General features: G+C 58.6%; 19 protein-coding genes. 10 read left to right on the plus strand and 9 right to left on the minus strand.

Annotated features, from left to right (window positions below; all coding sequences use genetic code 11):
- Positions 1-2 precede the first annotated feature (2 nt).
- From SULPSESMR1_RS22540 to SULPSESMR1_RS22575, 8 genes are all read right to left on the minus strand, one after another.
- Entirely contained in the window at positions 3-764 is a 762-nt protein-coding gene (locus SULPSESMR1_RS22540; protein WP_089423316.1) for an enoyl-CoA hydratase/isomerase family protein, read from the minus strand.
- Complete coding sequence (locus tag SULPSESMR1_RS22545; protein WP_089423317.1) at positions 764-1,624, minus strand: MaoC/PaaZ C-terminal domain-containing protein; 861 nt, start codon at positions 1,622-1,624, stop codon at positions 764-766. Before SULPSESMR1_RS22545 ends, SULPSESMR1_RS22540 begins: the two co-directional genes overlap by 1 nt.
- A gap of 1 nt (position 1,625) precedes the next feature.
- Positions 1,626-3,731, minus strand: coding sequence for an acetate--CoA ligase family protein (locus SULPSESMR1_RS22550; RefSeq protein WP_089423318.1), 2,106 nt, complete (start codon positions 3,729-3,731; stop codon positions 1,626-1,628).
- Positions 3,728-4,882 (minus strand): thiolase, encoded by a 1,155-nt coding sequence (locus tag SULPSESMR1_RS22555; protein WP_089423319.1) that lies wholly within the window; start codon positions 4,880-4,882, stop codon positions 3,728-3,730. The genes SULPSESMR1_RS22550 and SULPSESMR1_RS22555 overlap by 4 nt, the downstream gene beginning before the upstream one ends.
- Positions 4,879-5,259, minus strand: a complete 381-nt coding sequence (locus SULPSESMR1_RS22560; RefSeq protein ID WP_205387935.1) for a Zn-ribbon domain-containing OB-fold protein — start codon at positions 5,257-5,259, stop codon at positions 4,879-4,881. Before SULPSESMR1_RS22560 ends, SULPSESMR1_RS22555 begins: the two co-directional genes overlap by 4 nt.
- A gap of 28 nt (positions 5,260-5,287) precedes the next feature.
- Positions 5,288-5,713: a PaaI family thioesterase gene (locus tag SULPSESMR1_RS22565; protein WP_089423432.1), complete on the minus strand. Its 426-nt coding sequence runs from the start codon at positions 5,711-5,713 to the stop codon at positions 5,288-5,290.
- The gene (locus SULPSESMR1_RS22570; protein WP_157729103.1) at positions 5,710-6,273 is read right to left on the minus strand and encodes a hypothetical protein; all 564 of its coding nucleotides are present in this window, start codon (positions 6,271-6,273) and stop codon (positions 5,710-5,712) included. The genes SULPSESMR1_RS22565 and SULPSESMR1_RS22570 overlap by 4 nt, the downstream gene beginning before the upstream one ends.
- Positions 6,274-6,458: 185 nt before the next feature.
- Entirely contained in the window at positions 6,459-7,760 is a 1,302-nt protein-coding gene (locus tag SULPSESMR1_RS22575; RefSeq protein WP_240311204.1) for a TetR/AcrR family transcriptional regulator, read from the minus strand.
- Positions 7,761-7,866: 106 nt separating this feature from the next.
- Between SULPSESMR1_RS22575 and SULPSESMR1_RS22580 the strand changes: the two genes are divergently transcribed.
- The 3 genes from SULPSESMR1_RS22580 (at position 7,867) to SULPSESMR1_RS22590 (ending at position 11,515) form a co-directional block, all read left to right on the plus strand.
- Positions 7,867-8,628 (plus strand): glucose 1-dehydrogenase, encoded by a 762-nt coding sequence (locus SULPSESMR1_RS22580; protein ID WP_089423321.1) that lies wholly within the window; start codon positions 7,867-7,869, stop codon positions 8,626-8,628.
- Positions 8,629-8,726: 98 nt separating this feature from the next.
- Positions 8,727-10,664 carry an AMP-binding protein gene (locus tag SULPSESMR1_RS22585; RefSeq protein WP_089423322.1) on the plus strand — a complete coding sequence of 646 codons (1,938 nt, stop codon included), beginning with the start codon at positions 8,727-8,729 and terminating at the stop codon, positions 10,662-10,664.
- Entirely contained in the window at positions 10,661-11,515 is an 855-nt protein-coding gene (locus tag SULPSESMR1_RS22590) for an SDR family oxidoreductase (RefSeq protein ID WP_089423323.1), read from the plus strand. Before SULPSESMR1_RS22585 ends, SULPSESMR1_RS22590 begins: the two co-directional genes overlap by 4 nt.
- Positions 11,516-11,533: 18 nt before the next feature.
- Here the strand turns inward: SULPSESMR1_RS22590 and SULPSESMR1_RS22595 are convergent, their stop codons facing one another.
- Positions 11,534-13,573 carry an NADPH-dependent 2,4-dienoyl-CoA reductase gene (locus SULPSESMR1_RS22595; protein ID WP_089423324.1) on the minus strand — a complete coding sequence of 680 codons (2,040 nt, stop codon included), beginning with the start codon at positions 13,571-13,573 and terminating at the stop codon, positions 11,534-11,536.
- A gap of 91 nt (positions 13,574-13,664) precedes the next feature.
- On the opposite strand from SULPSESMR1_RS22595, the gene SULPSESMR1_RS22600 reads away from it, so the two are divergent.
- The 7 genes from SULPSESMR1_RS22600 to SULPSESMR1_RS22630 are packed head-to-tail and all read left to right on the plus strand — an operon-like array spanning position 13,665 to position 22,813.
- Complete coding sequence (locus SULPSESMR1_RS22600; protein ID WP_089423325.1) at positions 13,665-14,846, plus strand: acyl-CoA dehydrogenase family protein; 1,182 nt, start codon at positions 13,665-13,667, stop codon at positions 14,844-14,846.
- Positions 14,843-15,622, plus strand: coding sequence for an enoyl-CoA hydratase/isomerase family protein (locus SULPSESMR1_RS22605; protein WP_089423326.1), 780 nt, complete (start codon positions 14,843-14,845; stop codon positions 15,620-15,622). The genes SULPSESMR1_RS22600 and SULPSESMR1_RS22605 overlap by 4 nt, the downstream gene beginning before the upstream one ends.
- Before the next feature lie 16 nt (positions 15,623-15,638).
- A complete protein-coding gene (locus tag SULPSESMR1_RS22610) occupies positions 15,639-16,799 on the plus strand; it encodes an acyl-CoA dehydrogenase family protein (protein ID WP_089423327.1) in 1,161 nt (386 codons plus the stop codon).
- A 30-nt stretch (positions 16,800-16,829) separates the two neighbouring features.
- A complete protein-coding gene (locus SULPSESMR1_RS22615) occupies positions 16,830-18,221 on the plus strand; it encodes a phenylacetate--CoA ligase family protein (RefSeq protein ID WP_089423434.1) in 1,392 nt (463 codons plus the stop codon).
- Positions 18,218-19,825: an acyl-CoA carboxylase subunit beta gene (locus SULPSESMR1_RS22620; protein WP_089423328.1), complete on the plus strand. Its 1,608-nt coding sequence runs from the start codon at positions 18,218-18,220 to the stop codon at positions 19,823-19,825. Before SULPSESMR1_RS22615 ends, SULPSESMR1_RS22620 begins: the two co-directional genes overlap by 4 nt.
- Positions 19,826-19,835: 10 nt before the next feature.
- Positions 19,836-21,857, plus strand: coding sequence for an acetyl/propionyl/methylcrotonyl-CoA carboxylase subunit alpha (locus SULPSESMR1_RS22625; protein ID WP_089423329.1), 2,022 nt, complete (start codon positions 19,836-19,838; stop codon positions 21,855-21,857).
- Positions 21,854-22,813, plus strand: coding sequence for a hydroxymethylglutaryl-CoA lyase (locus SULPSESMR1_RS22630; RefSeq protein ID WP_089423330.1), 960 nt, complete (start codon positions 21,854-21,856; stop codon positions 22,811-22,813). The genes SULPSESMR1_RS22625 and SULPSESMR1_RS22630 overlap by 4 nt, the downstream gene beginning before the upstream one ends.
- Positions 22,814-22,826 lie beyond the last annotated feature (13 nt).

The following is a 22,826-nucleotide window of genomic DNA, read 5'->3' on the forward strand; positions in this document are numbered from 1 at the left end:
TCTCAGCACCCTTTGAAATGGGGCGTGCGTTTCTCGAAAAACGCGGATCTTCCTTCGGCAGCATCAGCACTGTTAAGCAATATCGGCTGAAGCTGGCGTTCATATTCAAGCGCGGCATCCACGTCGCGGGCGAACCAGTCGGCGATGTACTGTCGTGGCAAAGGGGCTACTTCTGCTTCTTCCAACGCCAGTGCACAGGCCATTTCCACCGCCTGCCCTTCGTCAGCAAGCGCGTCAACAAGACCGCTGGCAAGCGCTTCATCAGCCGTGATCTTGCGATTGCTCATGATGATCCTGCGGGCTTTTGCCGGTCCAACCCGTGCGGGTAACGTGGCAAGTAAACCCATGTCGGGGATCACACCGACCCTGGTGAAACCCGCCACAAACATCGCGCCCCGCGAGGCAACAACCATCGGGCAAGCCATCGCCAGCCCAAATCCGGCCCCCGCCGCCCAACCTTCGACCGCCACCACCAGAGGTTTGGGAAACCGAACCATTCGTCCGATCGTGTCCTTCACCGTGGCAAAGCGTTCCCGCTGCTGGGCAATGCTACACATACCCTGGTCGCGGATATCACCCCCGGACGAAAAATGGCCGCCCTTGCCCGTCAAAACCACGGCGCGCACGTCAACATCTCTCTCGGCTTGTGACAGGATCTGAACCAGTTCCTGACGCACCGGATGACCCACCGGGTTACGGCGAACCGGCTCGTTCAGGCTGATCACCAGCAGACCGCCATCGCGTGTTTCGAGATCAATAGGCATCAGGCCTCACTGTATTGGAACTTGCCGTTCCCAATCACAACCTTGTCCCGCTCCACCGCGCAAGTCCGGAACGACCCGTCCTTCCAGACCTCCGTGCGCAGCGTCTCGCCGGGAAATACATGGGCGGTAAACCGTGCATCCATCGCACCAAAGCGCGCAGCGTCGTAATCACACAGCGTCGCAAGCAACGCATGTGCGGCGCAACCGAAGGTGCAAAGACCGTGCAGGATCGGTCGCTCAAAGCCGGCCCCTTCTGCCACGCGCGGATCAAGGTGCAGCGGATTGGTGTCGCCGTTCCAGCGATAGATCAGCGCCTGCTCGGGGCGGGTGCTGGTTTCAAAGACATGGTCCGGCGCGGTTTCGGGAAGCTGGTGAACCGGCTTGGCCGTGTCCGATGGTCCCCCGAACCCGCCGTCCCCGCGCAAGAACGTCGTTCCGCGGCAGGTCGCAAGATGCGCGCCCGTCGCGTCGTCAAAGATTTCTTTCTCCGAGTAAAGCAACGCGCCCCGCCCTTCGCCCTTGTCAATCAGCCCGGTTACGCGCGTTTTGGCACGGATCGTCGCCGCAACCGGAATGGGCGCATGAACCGTCATTCCCTGTTCGCCATGGACCAGACGCAGGGCATCAACGCCCGTTGCCGGATCGGACAGCCAAAATCCGGGGTGACCAAGAACATTCGCAATTGCGGGCATCACACGGATATCATCTTGCAGCCCCCCAACATACGACAGTTGGGGCATATCCATCGGGTCCTGCCCCATGCCGATAGACAGCGCATATTGCGCAACATCCCGCGGCCCATAGCTTTGGCGGACTTCGGGAATGTTGAAATTCATAAGATGATTGCGGTCAATTGCCATATCAGCTTGCCTCTTCGTTCAGTTCGATCACAGCATCAAGGGCATAGGCCCCCTGCCCCTGCGGCAGAGCCAAAACCGGGTTCAGATCAATTGAGAGCAAACGCGCTCCTGCCGCTGCTGCAAAAATCGACAGCTTCGACAGCATTTGCGCCAACGCATCTATATCGGAGGCCTCCTGTCCTCTGGCACCTTTGAGGATGGGCGCACCACGAATGGACAGGATCATGTCCCGCGCCGTCGCCACGTCAAACGGACAGGTCCGCAGGGCCACGTCATCCAGAAGCTCTACGAAAATGCCACCCAGACCAAAGACAGCCACCGGACCGAATGTCGGGTCGCGGTTAATCCCCATCAGGCACTCGACCCCGCCCGATAGTTGCTTGGCCACCAAAATCCCGCCGATTGCAGCGTCAGGAACGTGGGTTTTGGCCGCCTGCATGATTTCGTCAAAGGCCATTCGCACATCTTCAGCTGAGCCGATGTTCAGCTTTACCGCGCCAATATCGGATTTGTGGATAATATCGGGCGACAGGATTTTCATGACGACAGGAAAGCCCAACGCCTCTGCCGCCGTGACGGCCTCTTCTACGTCCTTGGTTCTGGTCTCGGGCGCGCAGGCAATGCCCGCTTTTGTCAGGATATTCTTGGCCTCCGCCTCATCCGGTGCGCAGTCCGGCAGAGCAATCTTGTCGGGTACGGGCATCTTTGCTGGTCGGTCCCCTGCCAGCGTCGCGCCCGCATTACAGATTGCGTGGATGGCCCGCGTTGCCCGGCACGGGTCATTGAACACCAATATGCCTTCGTCGTCATAGCGCTCGAGCACCTCTGGCGCACCAAGCGCGCAGAACGCAATAATCCGATCCGGGTAGGCCGCGCGCAGCGGTTTCATTGCCGCCAGGATTGTATCCGAGACTGCGGGGCTGCCTGCGACATAGGTCAAGAAACACAAAACCGCGCCATAGCCGCCATCCTCTAGCGCGGCGCGCGTGAAGGATTCAAGCAAGGACGGATCGTTTAGCGCCTGTGCCGTGCAGTCCAGCGGATTGACCGGCGAGGCATAAGGAAGAAGTGCCTTGAGCCGCGCCTGCGCCGCATCCGGCATCGCGGGCATGGGCAGGCCGATGCGCTCGGCCTCGTCGCTGATCACAATGCCTGCGCCGCCACTGACAGTAATGACACCCAGTGAATGCACCGAAGGGAGCACCTTTTTCGAGGCGGCATAGGCGATGTCCATCATGGATTCAGGATCACGCACGATGATGACGCCATGATCGTGAAGCACCGCGTCGGCGACAACGGCATCACCGGTCAACGATGCGGTATGCGAGGCCGCAGCCTGCGCACCCACGGCCGAACGGCCCGCCTTCAGTGCAATGACCGGCTTGCCCGCATCGCGCGCAGCCTCCAGCGCAGCAAGCAAGCTGACCGGATCGGTCACCGCCTCCATATAGGCACAAATGACGTCGATACCGTCACGCTGCGCCATCCAGTGAATCGCATCCGCAACGGTGATGTCGGCCTCATTGCCCGTCGTGATAAGCACTGACGCCCCAAGCGCACGGTCGCGCGCCAGTGCCCCCAGGTGTGCGCCGAACGCGCCCGACTGGCTGGCAATACCAATGTTGCCGGGCCGCGGATGGCCGGTATCAAGCGAAGACGAGAACGTCCCGTAATAGCCAATATCGACGTTGTAGACACCAAGTGTATTCGGCCCCAGCAGGCGAATGCCATGTTTATGCGCCAGCGCTACCAGCTCTGTTTGCGCGGCAACGCCTTCCTCTCCGACTTCGGCGAACCCTGCCGAAAACAAGGTAGCTGCCTTGCATCCCTTGCGGCCCAGGGCCTCGATTGTTTCGGGCACCAGACGGGCCGGCACCGCAATCAGAGCCGCGTCAGGCGCTTCGGGCAAGTCGTCGATGCTAGCATAGCATTTCAATCCCTGCACGGTCTCGCGCTTGGGGTTCACCGGAAGGATGCGCCCTGTGTACCCGGCCTTCAGCATTGCGGCGATCGGACGCCCACCAATCCGCGTAACGTCTTCAGATGCCCCGATCACCGCGATCGAACGCGGTGCCAGCAATCCATCAATATGACTCAGGTCTTTCATAATGTCGCCTCCGATCCAAGTATCGCCGTGCACTGGCTGGACAGGGTGCCCCCATTGCCGTGACATAACGCAAGGTTGCAATTCTCAACTTGTCGCTCGCCGGTCTCGCCACGGATTTGCGCCACGGCCTCCGCAATCAGGAACAGGCCGTACATGCCCGGATGCACGCAGGACAGCCCACCGCCATTGGTGTTGACCGCCAGATCTCCGCCTGGTGCGATGCGCCCGTCCTCGACAAACGCGCCGCCCTCGCCTTTGGCACAGAACCCAAGATCTTCGAGGAACAGGATCGTGTTGATCGTGAACGCATCATAAAGCATCACCAGATCAAGATCCTTGCGCGTGACGCCGGCCATCTCCAATGCTCTGGGGCCGCTATCGGCTGCCGCCGTGGTCGTCAGATCAGGCATGGCAACGATAGAGCGGTGATAGTTCGCCGCCCCGGCACCCAGGAAATAAACCGGCTTGGCATGGAGGTCCTTCGCGCGATGAGCACGGGTCAGCACACAGGCCGCAGCACCGTCCGTCACCAGGCAGCAATCCGCCTTAGTCAGCGGATCTGAAATCATGCGCGACGACAGAATTTCGTCTTTTGTCAAAGGGCCGCGCGCAAAAGCGTCGGGATTGAGGTTTGCCCAACTCCGCGCCGCCAGCGCCACGTCGGCCAACTGTTCGCGGGTCGTGCCATAGGTATGCATGTGCCGGCTGGCCGCAAGGCCATAAGCGGTGATCGGGTGGCGCGGGTTGTAGGGCGTTTCGTGCCACTGCGGTTCGCTCATCGAGACAAGTCGCCCACCCGCCGTCCGCTGGTTCGATCCGTAGCAGACCAGCGCCGCATCACACAGCCCCGCCTCAAGCGCGAGGGTTGCCTGAAGCAAGTGCAACTCGAAGCTGGACCCGCCCACATTGGTGCTGTCGAAATAGCGAGGCCTTAGGCCTAGATGCTCCACCACGCTCATTGTTGGAAAAGCGTGTGCGCTGGTGGCGGCAAAAACGCCGTCAATATCCTGCATTCGCAGGCCAGCATCCGCAACGGCCGCAACGGCCGCCTGACCCAGCAATTCCATCGCCGAAAAGCCATGTGCCTCACCTATACCGGCGGTTGCCATGCCCACGATTGCGGATTTTCCGCGAATATCTTGCGCGCTCATGCCGCCTCTCCTTCAGCCATATCAAAAACCACGCGATTGCCGGCTTCGGCCTCTTCAATCCGCGCAACAACACGTGCTCCAATCGGGGCGGTTTCAACATCGGGCAGCGTGGACATCATCCGTACCCCTTCATCCAGCTCGATCAGGGCCACATTTGTGGACCCCGATCGTCCGCGGTTGACGGTAATCGCATAGACGGTTCCTGTCCCTGCGGGTTGCACCCATTCCAGATCTGTCGCACCCGTCGGCGTAATGGCGCGAGGAAAGAACACGTACTCTCCTGTGTTTTTTGCCCGCTGGATCATGAACTTTCCTTGTGCCAGATAATGTTCATAGGTCGCCTGCGGACCCACTTTTATTGCATTGGTGTGTGTCACGGATTTTCCTTTTTTTCTTTACGTCTGGTCACTTGGACCAGTTGAGAATCATATGTGTCTGGGTTGTGACCGCCGCAATTTTTCCGTCGCCGCGTGTCGTGGTGACCTGAAGAACCATTAACGTACGGCCGATCTGCAACGCCTCGCAACGCGCGGTCACTGTGTCTCCGACATGCACGCCGCGCATAAAATTAGTCTTGCTTTCAATGGTGGTGTTCGTTTTGTCCGCAGGCAGATTGATGAATGCCAACGTCCCTGCCACATTATCGGCAAGCGTCATCAAAGCTCCGCCGTGCAGCACCCCGTTGCGGTTGGCCAGGGCATCGGTCACTTTCATGCTGCACACGGCGCAATCAAGCGCGACCGACACGATATCGATTCCGGTCAGCTCGGCATAATTCGACTGCGGCGGCATCTGGTCCAGCTTTCGCGTTGCATCGCCCCCTGTTGTCATGCTGCCCACCCGGTCAGATTGCGCCGCCCAGTGATTGTCTGCTGGATCTGGCGGATGACCCTATCGAAGCGCAGCAACTGCGCATTGCGGTATAGGAGTTCGATGTTGTCTTCTGGCGTATATCCCGCACCGGAACGGGTACGGCCGCTATCCAATACTCCCATCGCCGTGCGAAAGCCTTTTTTTAAGCGATCGGTCCCGCCCAGGGTCACCGGATCCGACCCGTGTGCGTTGACAATAAGCGCATCGAATATTTTCGAGACGCGCTCATCCATCTTGCGGTCCGGCTTCGCCGCCGTGATACTCGGCGTATCGCAATTGGCGATCCCCGGCAGCCCCCGTTCCTTCCGCTCTTTGATTCCGTCGTCCATAATCGGGCACCGCGAGCCGATTTTCACATTCGTGCCGATCATCAACTGGAAGTTCAACGCGCCATAGCAGAGCGTCTCAATCCGGACAGTTTCGTGCTGTCGTTCTGGCGGTATTAATCGACCTCGGACGAATTGCTCAACAGCCCTTATGAATAGTTTAAAAATACCTACTTCGATACCTACAGTCATGTTTCTAGCCTGATTTCGGGATGCGCATCTCTACACCGTTTGCGTCCAGTACAGCATTCGCTATGCCGAAGTCAATTTGTTATAGCGAATGGCACCTGTAGTGAGAGACGTCAAAAAAAGTCCGGCATCAAACAGGTTAACTGCCCCCTGAGCAGGCTTTCCGGCGTGCGATCGACCACGTGACCTTACTTTGACAGTCCGCCAAGAAGCAGTTTTTGCAGAATTTCGACAAGTTCGGGCAACGAGATATTTCCCTCCTGCCCCGCCTTTTTTGGGTCAAACCATTCAACGGTCCAGTTCAATGCACCCAACATGACCTGCCGCAAAGGGACGATCCTGATATCGGAACGCAAGCAACCGGAGTCTTGCGCATCTTTCAGAATGCGGTCCCAAAGCTGCGCATATTCATGGCGCACTGGCCAATGGCGAGCGCGCACATTACTGGGCAGTTGACCATAGATTCGAATATTTGCCGAAGTGAATTCACTGGCCTGAAACAGACACTCCATATGTGTCTTGATCGCTGCAGACATTCTGCTCAGGTCATCAGGAAACTTTTCCCAATCAGAAACGGTCCTAGTCACACCCTTCAATAGATCGCGCAGCCCCAAATCCAGCACTTCATCTAAAATGTCATCTTTTGACCCGAAATGGTAGTAGATGCTGCCGGCCTCGATCCCAGCCTCGGTCGAAATGGCCCGCATTGTTGCCGCTTTGTAGCCACGGTCGCGGATGATCCGCGCGGCCGCAGATAGCACTTGCATACGTGTACGTGCTGCCTTGTTGGTATCGGCTTCCGGTTCAAAAATCTGCCGGTCGCGATGCCGGGGGACAAGAACCAGAGCGTGCTCTTTTGTGGCCATCCCATCCAGCAATAGCCTTGTAACCCGCTCGGACAGTGTTGCGACGGGAAAACGCTCCGTGTCATACCATTCGACCGTCCAGTTGAGCGCGCCGAGCACGAACTGGCGTACAGGCCTGATCGCGATATCGGTGCGAATACAGCCATTCTGCTGGGCTTCTACCAAGAAACCGTTCCACAGGTCGGAATATGCGCGTCGCAGCGGCCGGTGTTTTTGGCGTAACTCTTCGGGTAGCGTCGGAAAGTTGCGAATATTGGCGGATGTAAAATCGCTTTCAGACAAAAGAAAGGTCAGGTGTGTATCGACCATCTCTGACAGGACCTGTCGGAAATCCTTGTCCTGCGCCCTAGCCTCGGCCAGAACCCGCGACGCCTCGACATAAAGGCGGCGCAACCCAAGCTCCATAACTTCACCCAGAATGTCTTCTTTGGACGAAAAGTGGTAGTAGATGCTGCCAGCTTCCATATTTGCAACTTTGGCGATTTTGCGCATGGTCGCGGCATTGTACCCTTCATTGCGGAAAAACTGTGCCGCCGCCGCGAGGATCGTCTCTCGCGTCTGCTCGGACTTACTTGGCTGTCCGTCATGCAGCACAGCGTTTTGGGGTTTGGGCGTCATATTCATGGGTAAATACCTCTGGACACACCGATATCAAGCAGATAAATTCAAACAGATGTTAGATTTTAGCCCGTGCGCGACTAAACAGCAAGGGCCCAAGAGGAGTTACAGGATGCGTGGACTGCAAGGTAAAAGAGTGATCGTCACAGGTGGTGGCAGTGGGATTGGACGCGAAGTGTGCAAACGTTTCGCCGAAGAAGGGTCCGAAGTTGCGGTGTTTGACCTCAATGCGGACGGCGCGGCCGAAACCGTATCGCTTATTGAGGCAAATGGTGGGAAGGCCAGCGCCTACACGGTTGATATCGCGGATCGCGCCGCAGTCGATAGCGCTGTAACTGCATTCGAAGCGGGCGGGCCTATCGATGTTCTGGTCAACAATGCGGGCTGGGATGTCGCAAAGCCGTTCCTCGATACCGATGTCGCGCTCTGGGACAAGATCATTGCAATAAACCTTTATGGGCCGCTGCATATGCATCACGCGGTACTGCCCGGAATGGTTAAGAATGGGGGCGGTCGCGTGGTCAACATTGCTTCGGATGCCGGGCGTGTCGGATCGTCCGGGGAAGCGGTTTATTCGGCTTGCAAGGGCGGAATCATCTCTTTTTCGAAAACAGTCGCACGCGAACTGGCCCGCAAAGGTGTGCAGGTGAACACCGTATCTCCAGGGCCGACTGACACAGCGTTGTTTGCAAGCTTTGCCGAAGGCGAAGCCGGCGTAAAGATTGCCGAAGGCTTGAAACGCGCCATTCCGATGAAGCGACTTGGCCAGCCCGAAGATTACCCTGGGATTGTCTGCTTCCTAGCGTCGGAGGACGCTGGGTTCATCACAGGTCAGGTCATTTCCGTGTCGGGCGGCTTGTCCATGCACGGCTAGGCATTTTAGTCGGGCGCGTGCGCCCCCTGGAAGGTAAATAAAAGAACTACCTCCTCAACTGGCCGCGCTACGGCGCGGCCTTTTTCACAAGGTCCGACATGTTTGATCCCGCCGATGATATCCGTAAAAACAGCAATCTTGCCGGTTTTCTGACCCATAGTGGCACGGATACATACGAAGACCTGCTTGAACGGTCCAACGCCGACCCCGATTGGTTTTGGTCTAAGATTATTGATCTTGCCGGTATCCGGTTCTCGCATCCCTTTCATACACTGCGTGACTTCACCGGCGGCCCCGAGAATATCCGCTGGGCCACCGGTGCCACGCTCAACCTGACGCAAACATGTCTCGACGCGCGAATTGACCTTGGACTTGGCGGCAAGACCGCTATTGACTGGGTGGCAGAAGACGGGACCACCCGCAGCTGGACCTACAACGATCTGGCCGAGCAGAGCGCCCGTGTCGCCGGCGCTCTGGCCGCCCGGGGCATCGGCGCGGGCGATGCGGTTGGCATCTATATGCCGATGATCCCTGAAATTGCGGCCGCGTTTCTGGGCATTGCCCGGTTGGGAGCCATCGCTGTGCCGTTGTTTTCCGGTTTCTCCGCTCCCGCAATCACCGCACGGCTGAACGACAGCAACGCCCGGGCTGTGCTGACAGTTGATGCGTCACCGCGCCGGGGCAAACCGGTGGCGATGGAGCGGACACTGGTCAGTGCGATAGACGATCTTCCGTTGGTGCAAACGGTCATCAGCCTGCGCCGATTCGGGGGAACATCCGCCGATCCGGCCCGCGATCTGGACTGGCATGACACTATCGCAGCGGCCGATCCGACCTTCCCCGCCGCTCCCGTAGACGCCGCAGGTCCCTTGATGATCGCCTATACTTCGGGCACAACCGGCCGGCCCAAAGGTGTGGTACACACGCATCTGGGAGTTCAGGCCAAAGCAACGACTGACTTCCTTCTGTGTCTCGACCTTCAGCGCGATGACCGGCATCTGTGGATGACGGATATGGGCTGGGTCATGGGGCCGCTGACCCTGATTTCGGTTCTTCTGGCCGGTGCCACGCTGGTGCTTGCCGAAGGTGCCCCGTCAACGCCAGACGACCCGTTTCGCTTGCTGCGCGTTGCCGCCGAAACGAAGGTGACCCACATGGGCGTGGCGCCCACGCTGGTGCGTCAGTTTATGGTACAGGACCCTGCCCCGTTGGCCGGATACGATCTGTCGCCACTGCGCATCGTCGGATCAACCGGAGAGCCCTGGACCGACGATGCCTGGCTATGGCAACTGGCGCATATATGCCGCCATCGCGCAGCCCCGCTGAATATTTCCGGCGGCACCGAACTGTTTGGCGCGATCCTGACCTCAACGGTGTTGCACCGGCTATCGCCGGGCGGGTTCTCGACGCAAGCGTTGGGGGTTGGCGCCAAGGTTCTGCGCCCGGATGGGTCAGAGGCTGATTTGGGCGAGGTCGGTGAGTTGGTGGTGGCCCAACCACCCATGGGGCTGACGCCGACAATCTGGCAGGACAAGGCGCGGTATCTGGAAACCTACTGGTCCACCTTCCCCGGCGTCTGGTGCCACGGCGACTGGGTGCGTCATGATGCTGATGGCACATGGTATATTCTGGGCCGATCCGACGACACTCTGAACATCGCCGGCAAACGCATCGGTCCGCCCGAGATCGAGGCGGCCATGACCCTGACCGGCAAAGTCATCGACGCCGCCGCCATCGCTGCGCCAGATGCGTTGAAAGGTGTCGCCGTTGTCGTTGTCTGCGTCGCAGCCCCCGGCGTGACCCCCGACGCGGCATTGGTCGACTTTCTAAAAGACGCAGTGGGCACAGCGGTCTCAAAACCGTTCCGCCCGCGCGAAATTCATTTCGTCGAAGCCCTGCCAAAGACCCGGACGATGAAAACCATGCGCCGCATCGTGCGGGCAGCATTTCTGGGCGAGGATCCGGGCGATCTGTCGTCCGTGCAGAACCCGGAAACCATCGCCCCAATCGAAGCATTGCAAGGAAAACAGACATGATCGTTATTTTCGGTGCCACTGGCACGATTGGCACACACCTTATTTCTTCGCTTTCGGACAAAGGCATCGCCCTGCGCGCCGTGACCAGCGATGCCTCGCGGATTGCGGCGCTCAAGGCGCAGGGTTGCGAGGCCATGGTGGCTGATTTCGACGACCCTGCCGCGCTGGCGCGGGCCTGCAAGGGGGCGCAAAAGGCGTTCCTTGTCACGCCCGCACATCAGGAAATGGGGCGCTGGAAGGCCAATGTGGTCCACGCCACAGCAGACGCAGGTGTGCAGCATATGGTCATGTCGACCGGGCTCGGGGCCTCGCCCAAGGCCCGGCTGACCTTTGGCATCTGGCATTCGGCCAGCCAGGAGTTGCTGAAGGAAAGCGGCATGGGCTGGACGTTGATCCAACCGACCTATTTCGTGCAGAATCTGCTGTGGCAGTCCGATAGCATCGCCAATGGAAACACTTACCTCGACGATGTGGGCGGACCCGTTTCCTGGGTCGATGCCCGCGACATCGCCGATGTGTCAACCGAAGCTTTGACCGGCGAGGGGCATCTTGGCAAAGCCTATGGGCTGACCGGCGACGAGGCACTGAGCGGCGACGATATTGCGGCGCTGCTGACGCAAACGCTTGGCCGCGACATCACTCGCCGCGCCGTTGGCCCCGACGAGGCGCGCGCCAATATGATAACATCCGGCATGGTCGCAGAGGTCGCCGATGCGATGATAGAACTGGCCGGACTTGCCCCGAAAGGATATCTGTCTGGCACCGAAACCACGGTGCAGGACGTTCTGGGCCGCCCTGCCCGCCGGTTCGCGGGTTTCATCACCGAGAACGCAGCCGCGTTTGGCCGGTGAATTCATCAATCAGGCGGATCAGAAGGTCTGCACCAGCCTGACCCCTTCGTCGATGGCGCGCAGCGCATCCAGCTCGGAGGCCTCTTTCGCGCCGCCAATCATGGTGGCAACAACGCCCTGATCCGTCAGCGCCTGATATAGCGCGCGCACCGGCTCCTGCCCGGTGCACAGAACAATCGTGTCGGCCTCGACGCTCATTGGCGCGCCATCCAGCGTGATGTGTAGTCCGGTATCGTCAATCCGGTCATAGCTGACACCGGTCAGCATCTTGACCCCGCGTTTGCGTAAGGCGTTGCGCAATATCCACCCCGTGGACACGCCCAAAGCCTTGCCCGGTTTACTGGGTTTGCGTTGCAGCACGGTCACTGCACGTGTGCCAGGAACCGGAGCCAGCGGATCGCCACTCAGCGCCCCGGGCCGGGTGAACTTTCCATCCACGCCCCAAACACTAAAGAACACGGCGCTTTGTTCTGTTTCGGCCGGTGCCGTGACCAAGAACTCTGCCACGTCAAAGCCGATACCGCCTGCACCCATCACCGCAACCCGCGCACCCGCGCGGCGTTCGCCTGACAGGATCTGCGCATAAGTCGCCACCTTGGGATGGTCGATACCCGGCACATCCGGAAATCGCGGCGTCACACCAGTGGCGATCACCACATGGTCAAAGCCGCCCAGATCCGTGGCTGAAGCAGCTGTGCCCAGTTTCACGACCACACCGTGTTTGTGCAATTGCGCCAGGAAATAGCGCAGCGTTTCGTCAAATTCGTCTTTGCCGGGGGCGGCGCGTGCCAGATTCAGTTGCCCACCCAATGTGTCGGCGGCCTCAAATAGGGTTACGTCGTGACCCAACCGTCCGGCCTCGGCCGCGCTGGCCAAGCCAGCCGCTCCGCCCCCGACCACGGCGATCTTTTTGGGCACGGTCGCCACATTGTCGTGGAATTCAGTTTCGCGCCCGGCGCGCGGGTTCACCAGACATCCTGCCACACGTTCCGAAAATATATAGTCAAGACAGGCCTGATTACAGGCGATGCAGGTGTTGATCTCATCCGTGCGCCCTTGTCGAGTCTTGCGGACGAAATGCGGGTCGGCGAGCATAGGGCGCGCCATCGAAATCAGATCCGCATCGCCGCTGGCGATAATGTCCTCGGCCAGTTCAGGCGTGTTGATCCGGTTCGAAGCCACGACGGGGATCGACACCGCGCGCTTCACATTCGCAGCTGCCTGACGCCACGCTCCGCGGGGCACAGGATATGCGATGGTCGGCACGCGCGCCTCATGCCAGCCGATACCGGTGTTCAGCATATCGGCGCCTGCAGCCTCGACTTTCTGGGCCAGCAACGCGATTTCTTCGGCAGGGGCACCGTTTTCAATCAGATCCGCAGCAGAAATCCGGTAGATAATCATGAAATCCGGGCCGCAGTGATCGCGCACGGCGCGCACGACCTCTACCGGCAAGCGATGGCGGTTTTCGACACTGCCACCCCAGTCATCGGTGCGCTTGTTGGTATGGGGCACCGTAAATTCGTTCAGCAGATAGCCTTCGGATCCCATCACCTCGACCCCGTCGAAACCGGCGGCCTGCGCATTGGCAGCGGCGGTGACAAAATTATTGATCGTGCGAACGATGTCTTCATGGGTAAGTTCACGGGGAACAAATTTATTGATCGGGGAGCGGATCGGCGACGGTGCGACGCAGTTTTCGACCTTGGCGTACCGCCCCGCATGCAGAAGTTGGGCGCAGATCAGTGCGCCCTCTGTGTGGACCGCATCACAGATGGGCCGCAGCGTGGCAGTTTCGACGGCATCGTCCATACGGGGACCGCCTGGCTCCAGCAACCCCTCGCTATTTGGGGAGAACCCTCCAGTGATAACCAGCGCAACCTCGCCACGCGCGCGTTCGGCGTAAAACGCGGCCTGCCTGGTAATTGGATCGGGCCCGGATTCAAGCCGCGTGTGCATCGAGCCCATGATAACGCGGTTGCGCAATTCAAATGCCCCAACGCGAAGCGGCGACAGCAAATTATCGAATGCGCTCGTTCTCTTTTGGTTCTGATTCATGGAGATCTCCCTTTACGGCTTGCCTCACTTTCTAACATTTGTTAGGTTTTATGAAAAGATAGAATCCGACACTCTGGGAGGAAATTTAGGAATGCAGTTTCAGCCAACAGAAGATCAAAAAACCTTTCGCGATCTCGCCGCACGGTTTGCGCGTGATAAATTGGCCCCTGGCTATCAGAAACGGGCCTCGGGCCATACGTTTGATCGGGAACTGATCCGTGAAATGGGCGCGCTTGGCCTGATTGCCCCTGACCTGCCCGAGGAATATGGCGGGTTGGGCCTGGAGTCCGTCACCGCCGGACTGATTGTCGAAGAGATCGCCTATGCTGATTTCAACGCCAGCTACATTCAGCTTCTTGGGTCTCTTATGGGCGGCATGGTCGCTAAGCATGCCTCGTCTGAAATCGCGGCGGAATGGGTGCCAAAAGTCATCTCGGGTGATGTGGTCATCGGGTTGGGTCTGACAGAACCGCGTGGAGGTTCGGATGCCGCCAACCTGCAGCTCAAGGCCGAAAAATTTGGCAACGGCTGGCGTCTGAGCGGTGAAAAAACCTCGATGAGCTTTGCCGATCAGGCCGATGCAGCCGTAGTTTTTGCCCGCACTAGCAACCCCGAGGGCGGATCTAGAGGCGTCAGTGCCTTCTTCGTAGACCTGACCGAAAAGGGCATCAGCCGTACCCATTTCGACGATATCGGAACCAAACCTGTCGGGCGGGGATCGGTGTTTTTCGATGATGTATATGTGCCCGCCGAAAACATGATGGCCGAACAAGACCGCGCCTTTGGCTCGATCATGGCCGGATTTGATTTCAGCCGTGCACTGATTGGACTGGAATGTCTGGGTGCGGCGCAGGCATCCGTTGATGAAACTTGGGCCTACGTGCAAGACCGCGAGGCTTTTGGCGCGCCGCTGGTACAGTATCAGGGCGTCAGCTTTCCGCTGACCGAAGCCGAAACCCAGCTGACGATGATGCGCCAGCTTTGCTATTATACGCTGAATCTGCGGGACCAGAACCTGCCACACACATCCGAAGCCGCGATGTGCAAATGGTATCTTCCCAAGACTTGCTGCGAGATCATCCATCAATGCCTGATCCTGCACGGGCATTATGGCTACACCACCGACCTGCCGCATCACCAGCGCTACAACGATGTGCTTGGCCTGCAGATCGGCGACGGCACCGCGCAGATCCAGAAACTGGTGATCGCGCGTGAAAAAGTCGGCCGGGTTGCGCTGCAATACGACAACAAATCCAAAGGGGCGGCGAAATGAGCACTCCGGTAACTGCTAGAATCGAAGGAAATGTCGGCATCATCGAGTTGAGCCGTCCGGAAAAGTTCAACTGCCTGTCGTTGGAGGTGCACGAGGGCATCGCTGCCGCCCGCGCCGAATTCGAGGCCAACCGCGAGGTACGCGCCATTTTGATTCGCGCACAGGGCAAGCATTTCTGCACCGGTGCCGATCTGACCGAGGTCAAGGAAAAGTTATACGATCCAGTCGCGCTGGACCATTTCATCGGCTTTGGTATGGACAACCTGCGCAAGCTGGAGCAATGCCCCCTACCCGTCATCGTCGCGGTTCAAGGTTTGTGCCTTGCAGGTGGGATCGAATTGATGCTGGCGGCGGATGTCTGTTTTGCCGCTGAAACCGCCCAGTTCGGCGACCAGCACGCCCAGTTCGGGCTGATCCCCGGTTGGGGCGGCAGCCAGAGGCTGACCCGGTTGATGGGGCAACGCCGCGCATTGGACCTGATGTTTTCGGCTCGCTGGCTGGGGGCGGGTGACGCGAAAGACGCGGGTCTGATCAACTACATCGTGCCGGACAGTGATCTGCACATAGCGGCGCAGGAATATTGCCAGACCATCGCAACCCGATCACGGCCCGGCATAGCCGAAATGAAACGGCTGGCGCGCGAAGGCGCAGACATGACGGTTGATCAGCAGATGCGACTGGAACGTGACGCTGCAGTGCGCGCCCTGCCTAGTGCGGATGTGGCCGAAGGTTTGGACGCCTTCGAAAGCCGCCGCACGCCTGATTTCAAACAATAGACCGGAGATCTGAACAATGGATTTCAACCTGAACGACGAACAGCGCCAGATTTATGAATATGGTGGCCAGTTGGCGCAAAGTTACGACAATACCTATTGGCTGGAACACGCGCGCCGCCATGAGTTTCCCAAAGAGATGTTTCAACAGATCGCCGATGACGGCTTTCTGGGCATCATGGTGCCCGAGGAATATGGTGGTGCCGGGCTGGGCATGACCGAAATGGCATTGTTCATGGAGGGCACAGCTAACCATGGCATCCCGCTGCTGATGATGGTGGTTGGGCCGACGATGTCGATGGCGCATCTGGCAACACACGGAACCGAATTCCACAAAAAAGAGCTGCTTCCAGCCGCTTGCAAGGGTGACATCCAGTTTTGTTTTGCAATCACCGAACCCGGTGCCGGATCGAACTCAATGAAAACCAAGACGATGGCTAAGCGCAACGGCAACCGGTTTTCTCTGTCTGGCGAAAAGACCTTCATCACTGGCGCGGATGTGTCGGACTACTGCCTTGTTGTGGCGCGCACCACACCGCTCGATCAGGTGGCCCGCAAGACCGATGGCTTTACGCTATTTGCAGTCGATCTGAAGAAAAAGGGCGTCGACATGCAACGGGTACGCATTTCAATCCCGTTGCCCGAGGAACAGTGGACCCTGTTCTTTGACGATGTGGACCTTGGCCCCGAGGATGTGGTGGGTCACGTCGACGAGGGGTTCAATATCCTGTTTGATTCGCTCAACCCCGAACGGATCGTACTGGGTGCCTTGTGCTGTGGTATCGGTCGCTTTGCGCTCAACAAGGCAGTGACTTATGCCAGTGAACGCAACGTGTTCGACCAGCCGATCGGCGCGCACCAAGGTGTGCAGCATCCGCTGGCCAAGGCCTATACCAATGTCGAAATGGCCAGCTTGATGACCCGGCGTGCGGCTTGGGAATTTGACCACAAACTGCCCGCGGGGGAATCATCGAACATGGCGAAATACGCCGCCGCCGAGGCCGGGATCGAGGCGGTGGATGCCGCGTTGCAGGCGCATGGCGGGTCGGGTTTCACCGAAGACACCGGCATCTACGAGATGTATCCGATGATGCGCCTGTTGCGCACCGCCCCGGTGAACAGGGAATTGTGCCTTAGCTATATTGGCAACAAAGTCATGGGTTTGCCCCGGTCCTATTAAGCCGGGCAAATGTGAATGGAGGGCGATGATATGAAATTCGCAATGCAGTACCGCCGCGCGGATGCGTTGGAAAAGGCAAATGCCGAATGCTGGCATGACATCGAAATGGCTCCGCCGAACGCGGTGCGCCGCGTCCAGGAGGAAAACCTGATCGCGCAGATGGCTTATCTGAAAGAGAACTCCGATTTTTACCGCGATATTCTAGCTCAGGCGGGCGTCGCATTTGACGATATTCGCACCATCGAAGACCTGCAAAAGCTGCCCTATACGTTCAAGACCGACATCCGCGAAAGCCTTGCGTCGCGAAAGCCTTTTGGCCGACATCTGGCGGCAGACCCAAAAGACGTCATCCAGATGCAGGCGTCGTCCGGCACTACCGGCAGCCCGTCGTATGTGGCATTGACTGAAACAGATGTCGAAGTCTGGAACGAAATGTCGGCGCGGTGTTTCTTTGCCAACGGCATCCGCCCCGGTGACCTGGTGTTGCACGGGTTTTCGCTGGCCAAAGGCTTTGTCGGCGGTATTCCGGTGATGCAGGCGCTGCAATACATGGGTGCTGTTGATGTGCCGATCGGCGCTGATGGCGGGGCGGACCGGCTGTTGCGGGCCTGCGCCGACACCCGCCCGCGCTGTATCGTCGGGGCGCCGAACTTTGTGTTGCATCTTGGCGAAAAGGCCGAGGAAATTCTTGGGGTCAAAGCCTCGGAGCTGGGCGTCGAACGCATTATTGTCGGCGGCGAGCCGGGCGGCGGCATTCCTGCCATTCGCAACCGTATTGAGGAACTCTGGGGTGCCAAATGTTGCGAAATGCTGGGCGGCACCGATCTGGGCGTGGCCTATTGGGCAGAATGCGACGATCAATCCGGCATGCATATGGTCAGCATGGATCACATCATTACCGAACTTCTGGACTCGGATACCGGCGAAATCATCCCCTTTGACGAGGGCGCAAAAGGCGAGATGATCTATACTGCCATCACCCGTCAAGCCAGCCCTGTATTGCGCTTTCGGTCGGGGGACTTCATCGAAGTTCTGGGCACTTCCTGTTCGTGCGGTCGAACTGGGCCAAAAATCCGCTGTGTTGGGCGCACTGACGACATGTTGATCGTGCGCGGCGCGAATGTGTTTCCGTCCGCAATTCACAGCATCATCAATGACATGATGCCCGACACCAACGGGATTATGCGCGTGGTGGCCGATTTTGACGGCCACACCACTCAGGGTGCCCTGAAAGTGATCGTGGAGCGCGGTCCGGACAGATCGCCCCAGGACGATCCCGACCTGAAATCAACCATCGAAACCCGGCTACGAGAAGCGTTGGTTTTCAAAGCGGATGTCACAATCGTCGCAGCCAACACGTTTGAAAAGCCGGGTGCCGCCAAAGTTGCACTTACTCTCAGTGAATTTCCGGAGTTGCCATGACCCAGCTGAAAACGACGATCAACACAGGGTCGGAAGAGTTTCGCGCCAACGAGGCGCATTATCGCGGGAAACTGGACGAGTTGCATGAGTTGCGCCGCGCGCAACGCATCGGTGGACCAAAGAAGGCGCGCGAGCGTCATGTGGCCAAAGGCAAAATGCTGCCCCGTGAACGGGTAGAGCGGCTAATTGATCCGGGCAGCCCGTTTCTTGAACTGGGCGATTTGGCAGGGCTTGGGAAATATGAAGACGTGCCACCGGGGGCCAGCATCATCACCGGAATCGGGGTGATCGAGGGTCGCCAGTGCATGATTATCGCCAATGATGCGACTGTGAAAGGTGGGACCTACTTTGGCATGACCTGCAAGAAACATGTGCGGGCACAGCGTATTGCGTGGCAAAACCGACTGCCCGTGATTACACTGGTCGACAGCGGAGGGGCGTTCTTGCCCGAAATCGCAAATATCTTTCCCGACGAGGGCCAGTTCGGTTCGATCTTTCACCAGCAGGTTGGCATGTCGGGGGACGGCGTGCCACAGATTGCTGTGGTCATGGGGCCATGTACGGCGGGCGGAGCCTATATTCCGGCGCTTTGCGACGAGATTGTGATCGTGCGCGGCCAAGGCTTCATGTATCTTGGCGGACCCGAGCTAACTTTTGCTGCGACCGGCGAAAAGGTAGACGCCGAAACGCTGGGCGGGGGCAAAATGCACAGCTCGGTGTCGGGAGTTACCGACCATCTGGCCGAAGATGACGCCCACGCACTGGCCATCACTCGCCAGATAGTATCGCATTTAGGGGAAATATCGAGCCCCCGAAAAACCCCTGCCGCGGCCATCCCTCCCGCTTATCCGGTTGAGGATATTCACGGCATCGTCAGCCGCGATGCCAAAGTGCCCACCGACAACCGCGAGATTGTTGCCCGCCTTGTGGATGGTAGCGATTTTCACGAATTCAAACCGCTGTATGGCGACACCATGATGACCGGCTGGGCGCGCATTCATGGCCACGAGGTTGGCATCCTTGCCAACACTGGTGTGCTGTTCGTCGAGGCGGCACTGAAGGCCACGCATTTCATCAACCTTTGTGTTCAACGCGACATTCCGCTGGTGTTTCTGGTGGATGTGAATGGGTTCATGGTCGGCCGCGAGGCCGAACAGGCCGGCATCGCCAAGGCCGGGGCCAAGATGATCACCGCCATGTCGTCGGCCCGGGTGCCAAAATATACGGTGATTACCGGTGGGTCTTATGGTGCCGGCTATCTGGCGATGCTAGGCCGTCCATTTCAACCAGACGCGATGTTCATGTGGCCCTCGGGGCGCTCGGCAATCATGGGGCCGGAACAGGCCGCCAGTGTTTTGGCACAGGTGCGCGCGCAAATTCTGGCACGCGACGACATGACATGGACCCCTGAAGAAGAAGAAGTCTTTAAGGCTCCGGTTCGCAAGGAATACGAAGATTTCCAGGGTGCCTATAATTTTGCGTCAAATCTGTGGGCCGACAACGTGATTGAACCCTCCGAGACCCGTGATGTGCTGGCGTTGCTGCTGGATGTCGCCTCGCGGCGACCGAAAGTTGAAACCAATTTTGGCGTGTTCCGGTTCTGAGGAGAGTATCATGAAAATCAATACATTGCTCATTGCCAACCGTGGCGAGATTGCCTGCCGAATTGCCCGCACCGCGCGCGCGCAGGGTATCACCCCCGTGGGCGTTCACTCAGAGGCAGACGCGAACGCACTGCATGTGCGCGAAATTGGTCGCTCCATCCTGATCGGGGCGGGGCCGGCCAGCGAAAGCTACCTCAGGATCGACGCTGTGCTTGACGCCGCGCGCCAAGTGGGTGCCGATGCGATCCATCCCGGCTATGGCTTTCTGGCCGAGAATCCGGATTTTGCCAATGCTGTCGAAGCCGCCGGGATGATCTTTGTCGGCCCAACGGCCGAAACGCTGGATCGTTTCGGTGACAAGGCCAGCGCCAAAGACGCGGCGATTGCGGCAGGCGTTCCGGTGGTCTCTGGCGCGAGCGGTGCCAAATCCGACCCCGCCGAAATTGCCGCCGCAGTGCGCGAGATGGGCTTCCCGGTGCTTCTCAAGGCTGTTGGTGGCGGTGGCGGGCGCGGTCAGCGTCTGGTCGAAGCTGAGAACACATTGGTGCAAGACATCGAAGGGGCCCTGCGTGAGGCGAAGTCCACATTCGGGTCCGAGGGCATGTTGCTGGAACGATTCCTGCCTGCCGCGCGACACGTCGAGGTGCAAATTGCGGGCGACGGCGCGGGCCATGTGGTGCATCTGTTTGAACGCGACTGCACTCTGCAGCGCCGTCATCAAAAGGTGATCGAGGAAGCTCCGGCATGGGGTCTGCCACGTACCTTGCTTGACCAGATTGCAACGGATGCGGTGAAACTGGGAGAGAGCTTGAACTATCGTGGATTGGGTACGGTTGAGTTTCTGGTCGCGGGCGACAACTATTTTTTCCTCGAGGTTAATCCGCGGATTCAGGTCGAACACCCGGTGACCGAAGCGATCACCGGCCTTGATCTGGTGGCGATGCATCTGCGCATTGCCCAGGGCGCGGGCCTTGGGATCACCCAAGGTGATATCACCTGCACTGGCCACGCCGTCGAGGCGCGGCTGTATGCCGAAGACCCCGCCAATAACTTTGCGCCTTCAACCGGCAAGATCACCACCCTATCGCTGCCCAAGGGCATCCGCATCGACAGCGGTGTCGAAACCGGCGACGAGGTTAGCCCGTTTTACGATCCGATGATTGCCAAGCTTATTGTTCACGCGGTCGACCGCGAAACGGCGCTGGCCCGGCTGGCCGAGGCGTTAGATCACACCATCGTCGCGGGCGTTCAGTCAAACCGTAGTTTCCTGACGGCGCTGGCGCGCGATCCCGAATTTGCCGCGATGAACGTGCATACCCGCTGGATCGACACCCGCCTTGATGCGCTGACCACACCTCCGGCAGACGCAACCGCCAACCTGTGGCGCGCTGTCGCAGCCGTGCTATTTGTCAGCAACGGGCGAACTGACGACACCACCAATCCTTGGAGCAATCGTTCGACCTTTACTGGCTGGCGGCTAAACGCAGGCGATGCTTTGGTCGAGGCGGACCAGCGTGTCACCCTGATGGGATCGGAGAAGGGTGCCAAGCACGAAGAACTGCGCGTAGGCCCGATTGGGTCGGGCGGTTATTTTACCGTTTTTGATGCGAATGAAGTGCCTTTGTCCCTGACCTGTCTTGAACTGGAAACAGGGCGCTGGCGCGTTACCCATAACGGCGAAACCCTGATGCTGGAAGCCCGCGTCACCGGCAATGCTATCGAAATCACCACGGCCGACGCCCGCCGCCTGTTTCACGCCGCCCCGCCCCTGGCTTTTGCGGGCAGTGAAGGGGCAGCCGAGCGGATGGTGGAATCCCCGCTCACCGGTATGATCGTTGATGTTGTTGTTTCTGATGGAGATTTGGTCGCCGAAGGCGATGTAATCGCCGTTATGGAATCCATGAAGATGGAAATATCGATAAAGGCTGCAGCGGCAGGAATCGCCATCAACATTTCTGTAACCAAAGGCATGATGGTCGACCGCGGTCAGACCATCGCCGAAATTGCCCCAAATGAAAGCGAACCGAAATGAGCGATTTTCCCAAATTCGTCGAAATCCGCGAGGAAGGCCCGCGCGAAGGCTTCCAGATCGAGAAAACGATTTATCCTATCGAGCAGCGTATTGAGCTCATTGATCTGCTGTCCGACACAGGTTTGAAACGTATTCAGGTCGGTAGCTTTGTCAGTCCGAAATACGTGCCGCAAATGGCTGACACGGGAGAGCTCTTTCAACGCATCAAACGCGTGCCCGGTGTCAATTACACGGCGCTTTGGCTGAACGACAAAGGGTTTCGCAAGGCGATGACCGCGCATGATGTCGATATCGACCCGCGCTTGCTTTTCTACCCCTCCGATAGGTTTTCGCGGAAAAACAACAACGCCTCATCAATGGAAATGCGCGAGAAACAGCGTGAATGGGTCAAGCTTTACAAAGCCGAGGGGCTGACAGTTGACGCGGCTTATGTGATGACCGCATTTGGCTGCAATTTCGAAGGCGAGATTCCGCAGGAACGGGTGCTAGACGATTTCCGTTTCATCCTTGATCTGTGCGCCGATGAAAACATCCCGGTGCCAATTCTTGTGATCGCTGACACGATGGGTTGGGGCAACCCCGAAGCGGTCAAACGCATGATCGGAGCACTGCGCGACATGGCCCCCGAGGCCCGCCTCGGCATGCATATCCATGACACGCGCGGGCTTGGTATCGCCAATGTATATGCCGCACTCAGCATGGGTGTGGACATGTTCGAAAGCTCGGTTGCGGGACTTGGGGGATGTCCTTTTGCCGGTCATGGCCACGCCCGAGCGGCAGGCAATGTCAGCACCGAAGATATGGTATTCCTGTGTCACGAACTGGGGATCGAAACCGGCATTGACTTGGATAAACTGATCCTTGCCGCGCAGAAAGCCGAAACAATCATCGGGGCTCCTTTGATGGGCCGGGTGATGCATACTGGCGGGCTGGAAAAGTACCGCAAGGCAAAGTGAGGGGAAAAAGATG

Source organism: Pseudosulfitobacter pseudonitzschiae (genome assembly GCF_002222635.1).
Taxonomy (GTDB): domain Bacteria; phylum Pseudomonadota; class Alphaproteobacteria; order Rhodobacterales; family Rhodobacteraceae; genus Pseudosulfitobacter; species Pseudosulfitobacter pseudonitzschiae_A.

Coding starts and splice junctions, on each gene's coding strand:
- SULPSESMR1_RS22540 (WP_089423316.1), bottom strand. CDS start 764: ATGCCTATTGATCTCGAAACACGCGATGGCGGTCTGCTGGTGATCAGC.
- SULPSESMR1_RS22545 (WP_089423317.1), bottom strand. CDS start 1,624: ATGGCAATTGACCGCAATCATCTTATGAATTTCAACATTCCCGAAGTC.
- SULPSESMR1_RS22550 (WP_089423318.1), bottom strand. CDS start 3,731: ATGAAAGACCTGAGTCATATTGATGGATTGCTGGCACCGCGTTCGATC.
- SULPSESMR1_RS22555 (WP_089423319.1), bottom strand. CDS start 4,882: ATGAGCGCGCAAGATATTCGCGGAAAATCCGCAATCGTGGGCATGGCA.
- SULPSESMR1_RS22565 (WP_089423432.1), bottom strand. CDS start 5,713: ATGACAACAGGGGGCGATGCAACGCGAAAGCTGGACCAGATGCCGCCG.
- SULPSESMR1_RS22570 (WP_157729103.1), bottom strand. CDS start 6,273: ATGACTGTAGGTATCGAAGTAGGTATTTTTAAACTATTCATAAGGGCT.
- SULPSESMR1_RS22575 (WP_240311204.1), bottom strand. CDS start 7,760: ATGAATATGACGCCCAAACCCCAAAACGCTGTGCTGCATGACGGACAG.
- SULPSESMR1_RS22580 (WP_089423321.1), top strand. CDS start 7,867: ATGCGTGGACTGCAAGGTAAAAGAGTGATCGTCACAGGTGGTGGCAGT.
- SULPSESMR1_RS22585 (WP_089423322.1), top strand. CDS start 8,727: ATGTTTGATCCCGCCGATGATATCCGTAAAAACAGCAATCTTGCCGGT.
- SULPSESMR1_RS22590 (WP_089423323.1), top strand. CDS start 10,661: ATGATCGTTATTTTCGGTGCCACTGGCACGATTGGCACACACCTTATT.
- SULPSESMR1_RS22595 (WP_089423324.1), bottom strand. CDS start 13,573: ATGAATCAGAACCAAAAGAGAACGAGCGCATTCGATAATTTGCTGTCG.
- SULPSESMR1_RS22600 (WP_089423325.1), top strand. CDS start 13,665: ATGCAGTTTCAGCCAACAGAAGATCAAAAAACCTTTCGCGATCTCGCC.
- SULPSESMR1_RS22605 (WP_089423326.1), top strand. CDS start 14,843: ATGAGCACTCCGGTAACTGCTAGAATCGAAGGAAATGTCGGCATCATC.
- SULPSESMR1_RS22610 (WP_089423327.1), top strand. CDS start 15,639: ATGGATTTCAACCTGAACGACGAACAGCGCCAGATTTATGAATATGGT.
- SULPSESMR1_RS22615 (WP_089423434.1), top strand. CDS start 16,830: ATGAAATTCGCAATGCAGTACCGCCGCGCGGATGCGTTGGAAAAGGCA.
- SULPSESMR1_RS22620 (WP_089423328.1), top strand. CDS start 18,218: ATGACCCAGCTGAAAACGACGATCAACACAGGGTCGGAAGAGTTTCGC.
- SULPSESMR1_RS22625 (WP_089423329.1), top strand. CDS start 19,836: ATGAAAATCAATACATTGCTCATTGCCAACCGTGGCGAGATTGCCTGC.
- SULPSESMR1_RS22630 (WP_089423330.1), top strand. CDS start 21,854: ATGAGCGATTTTCCCAAATTCGTCGAAATCCGCGAGGAAGGCCCGCGC.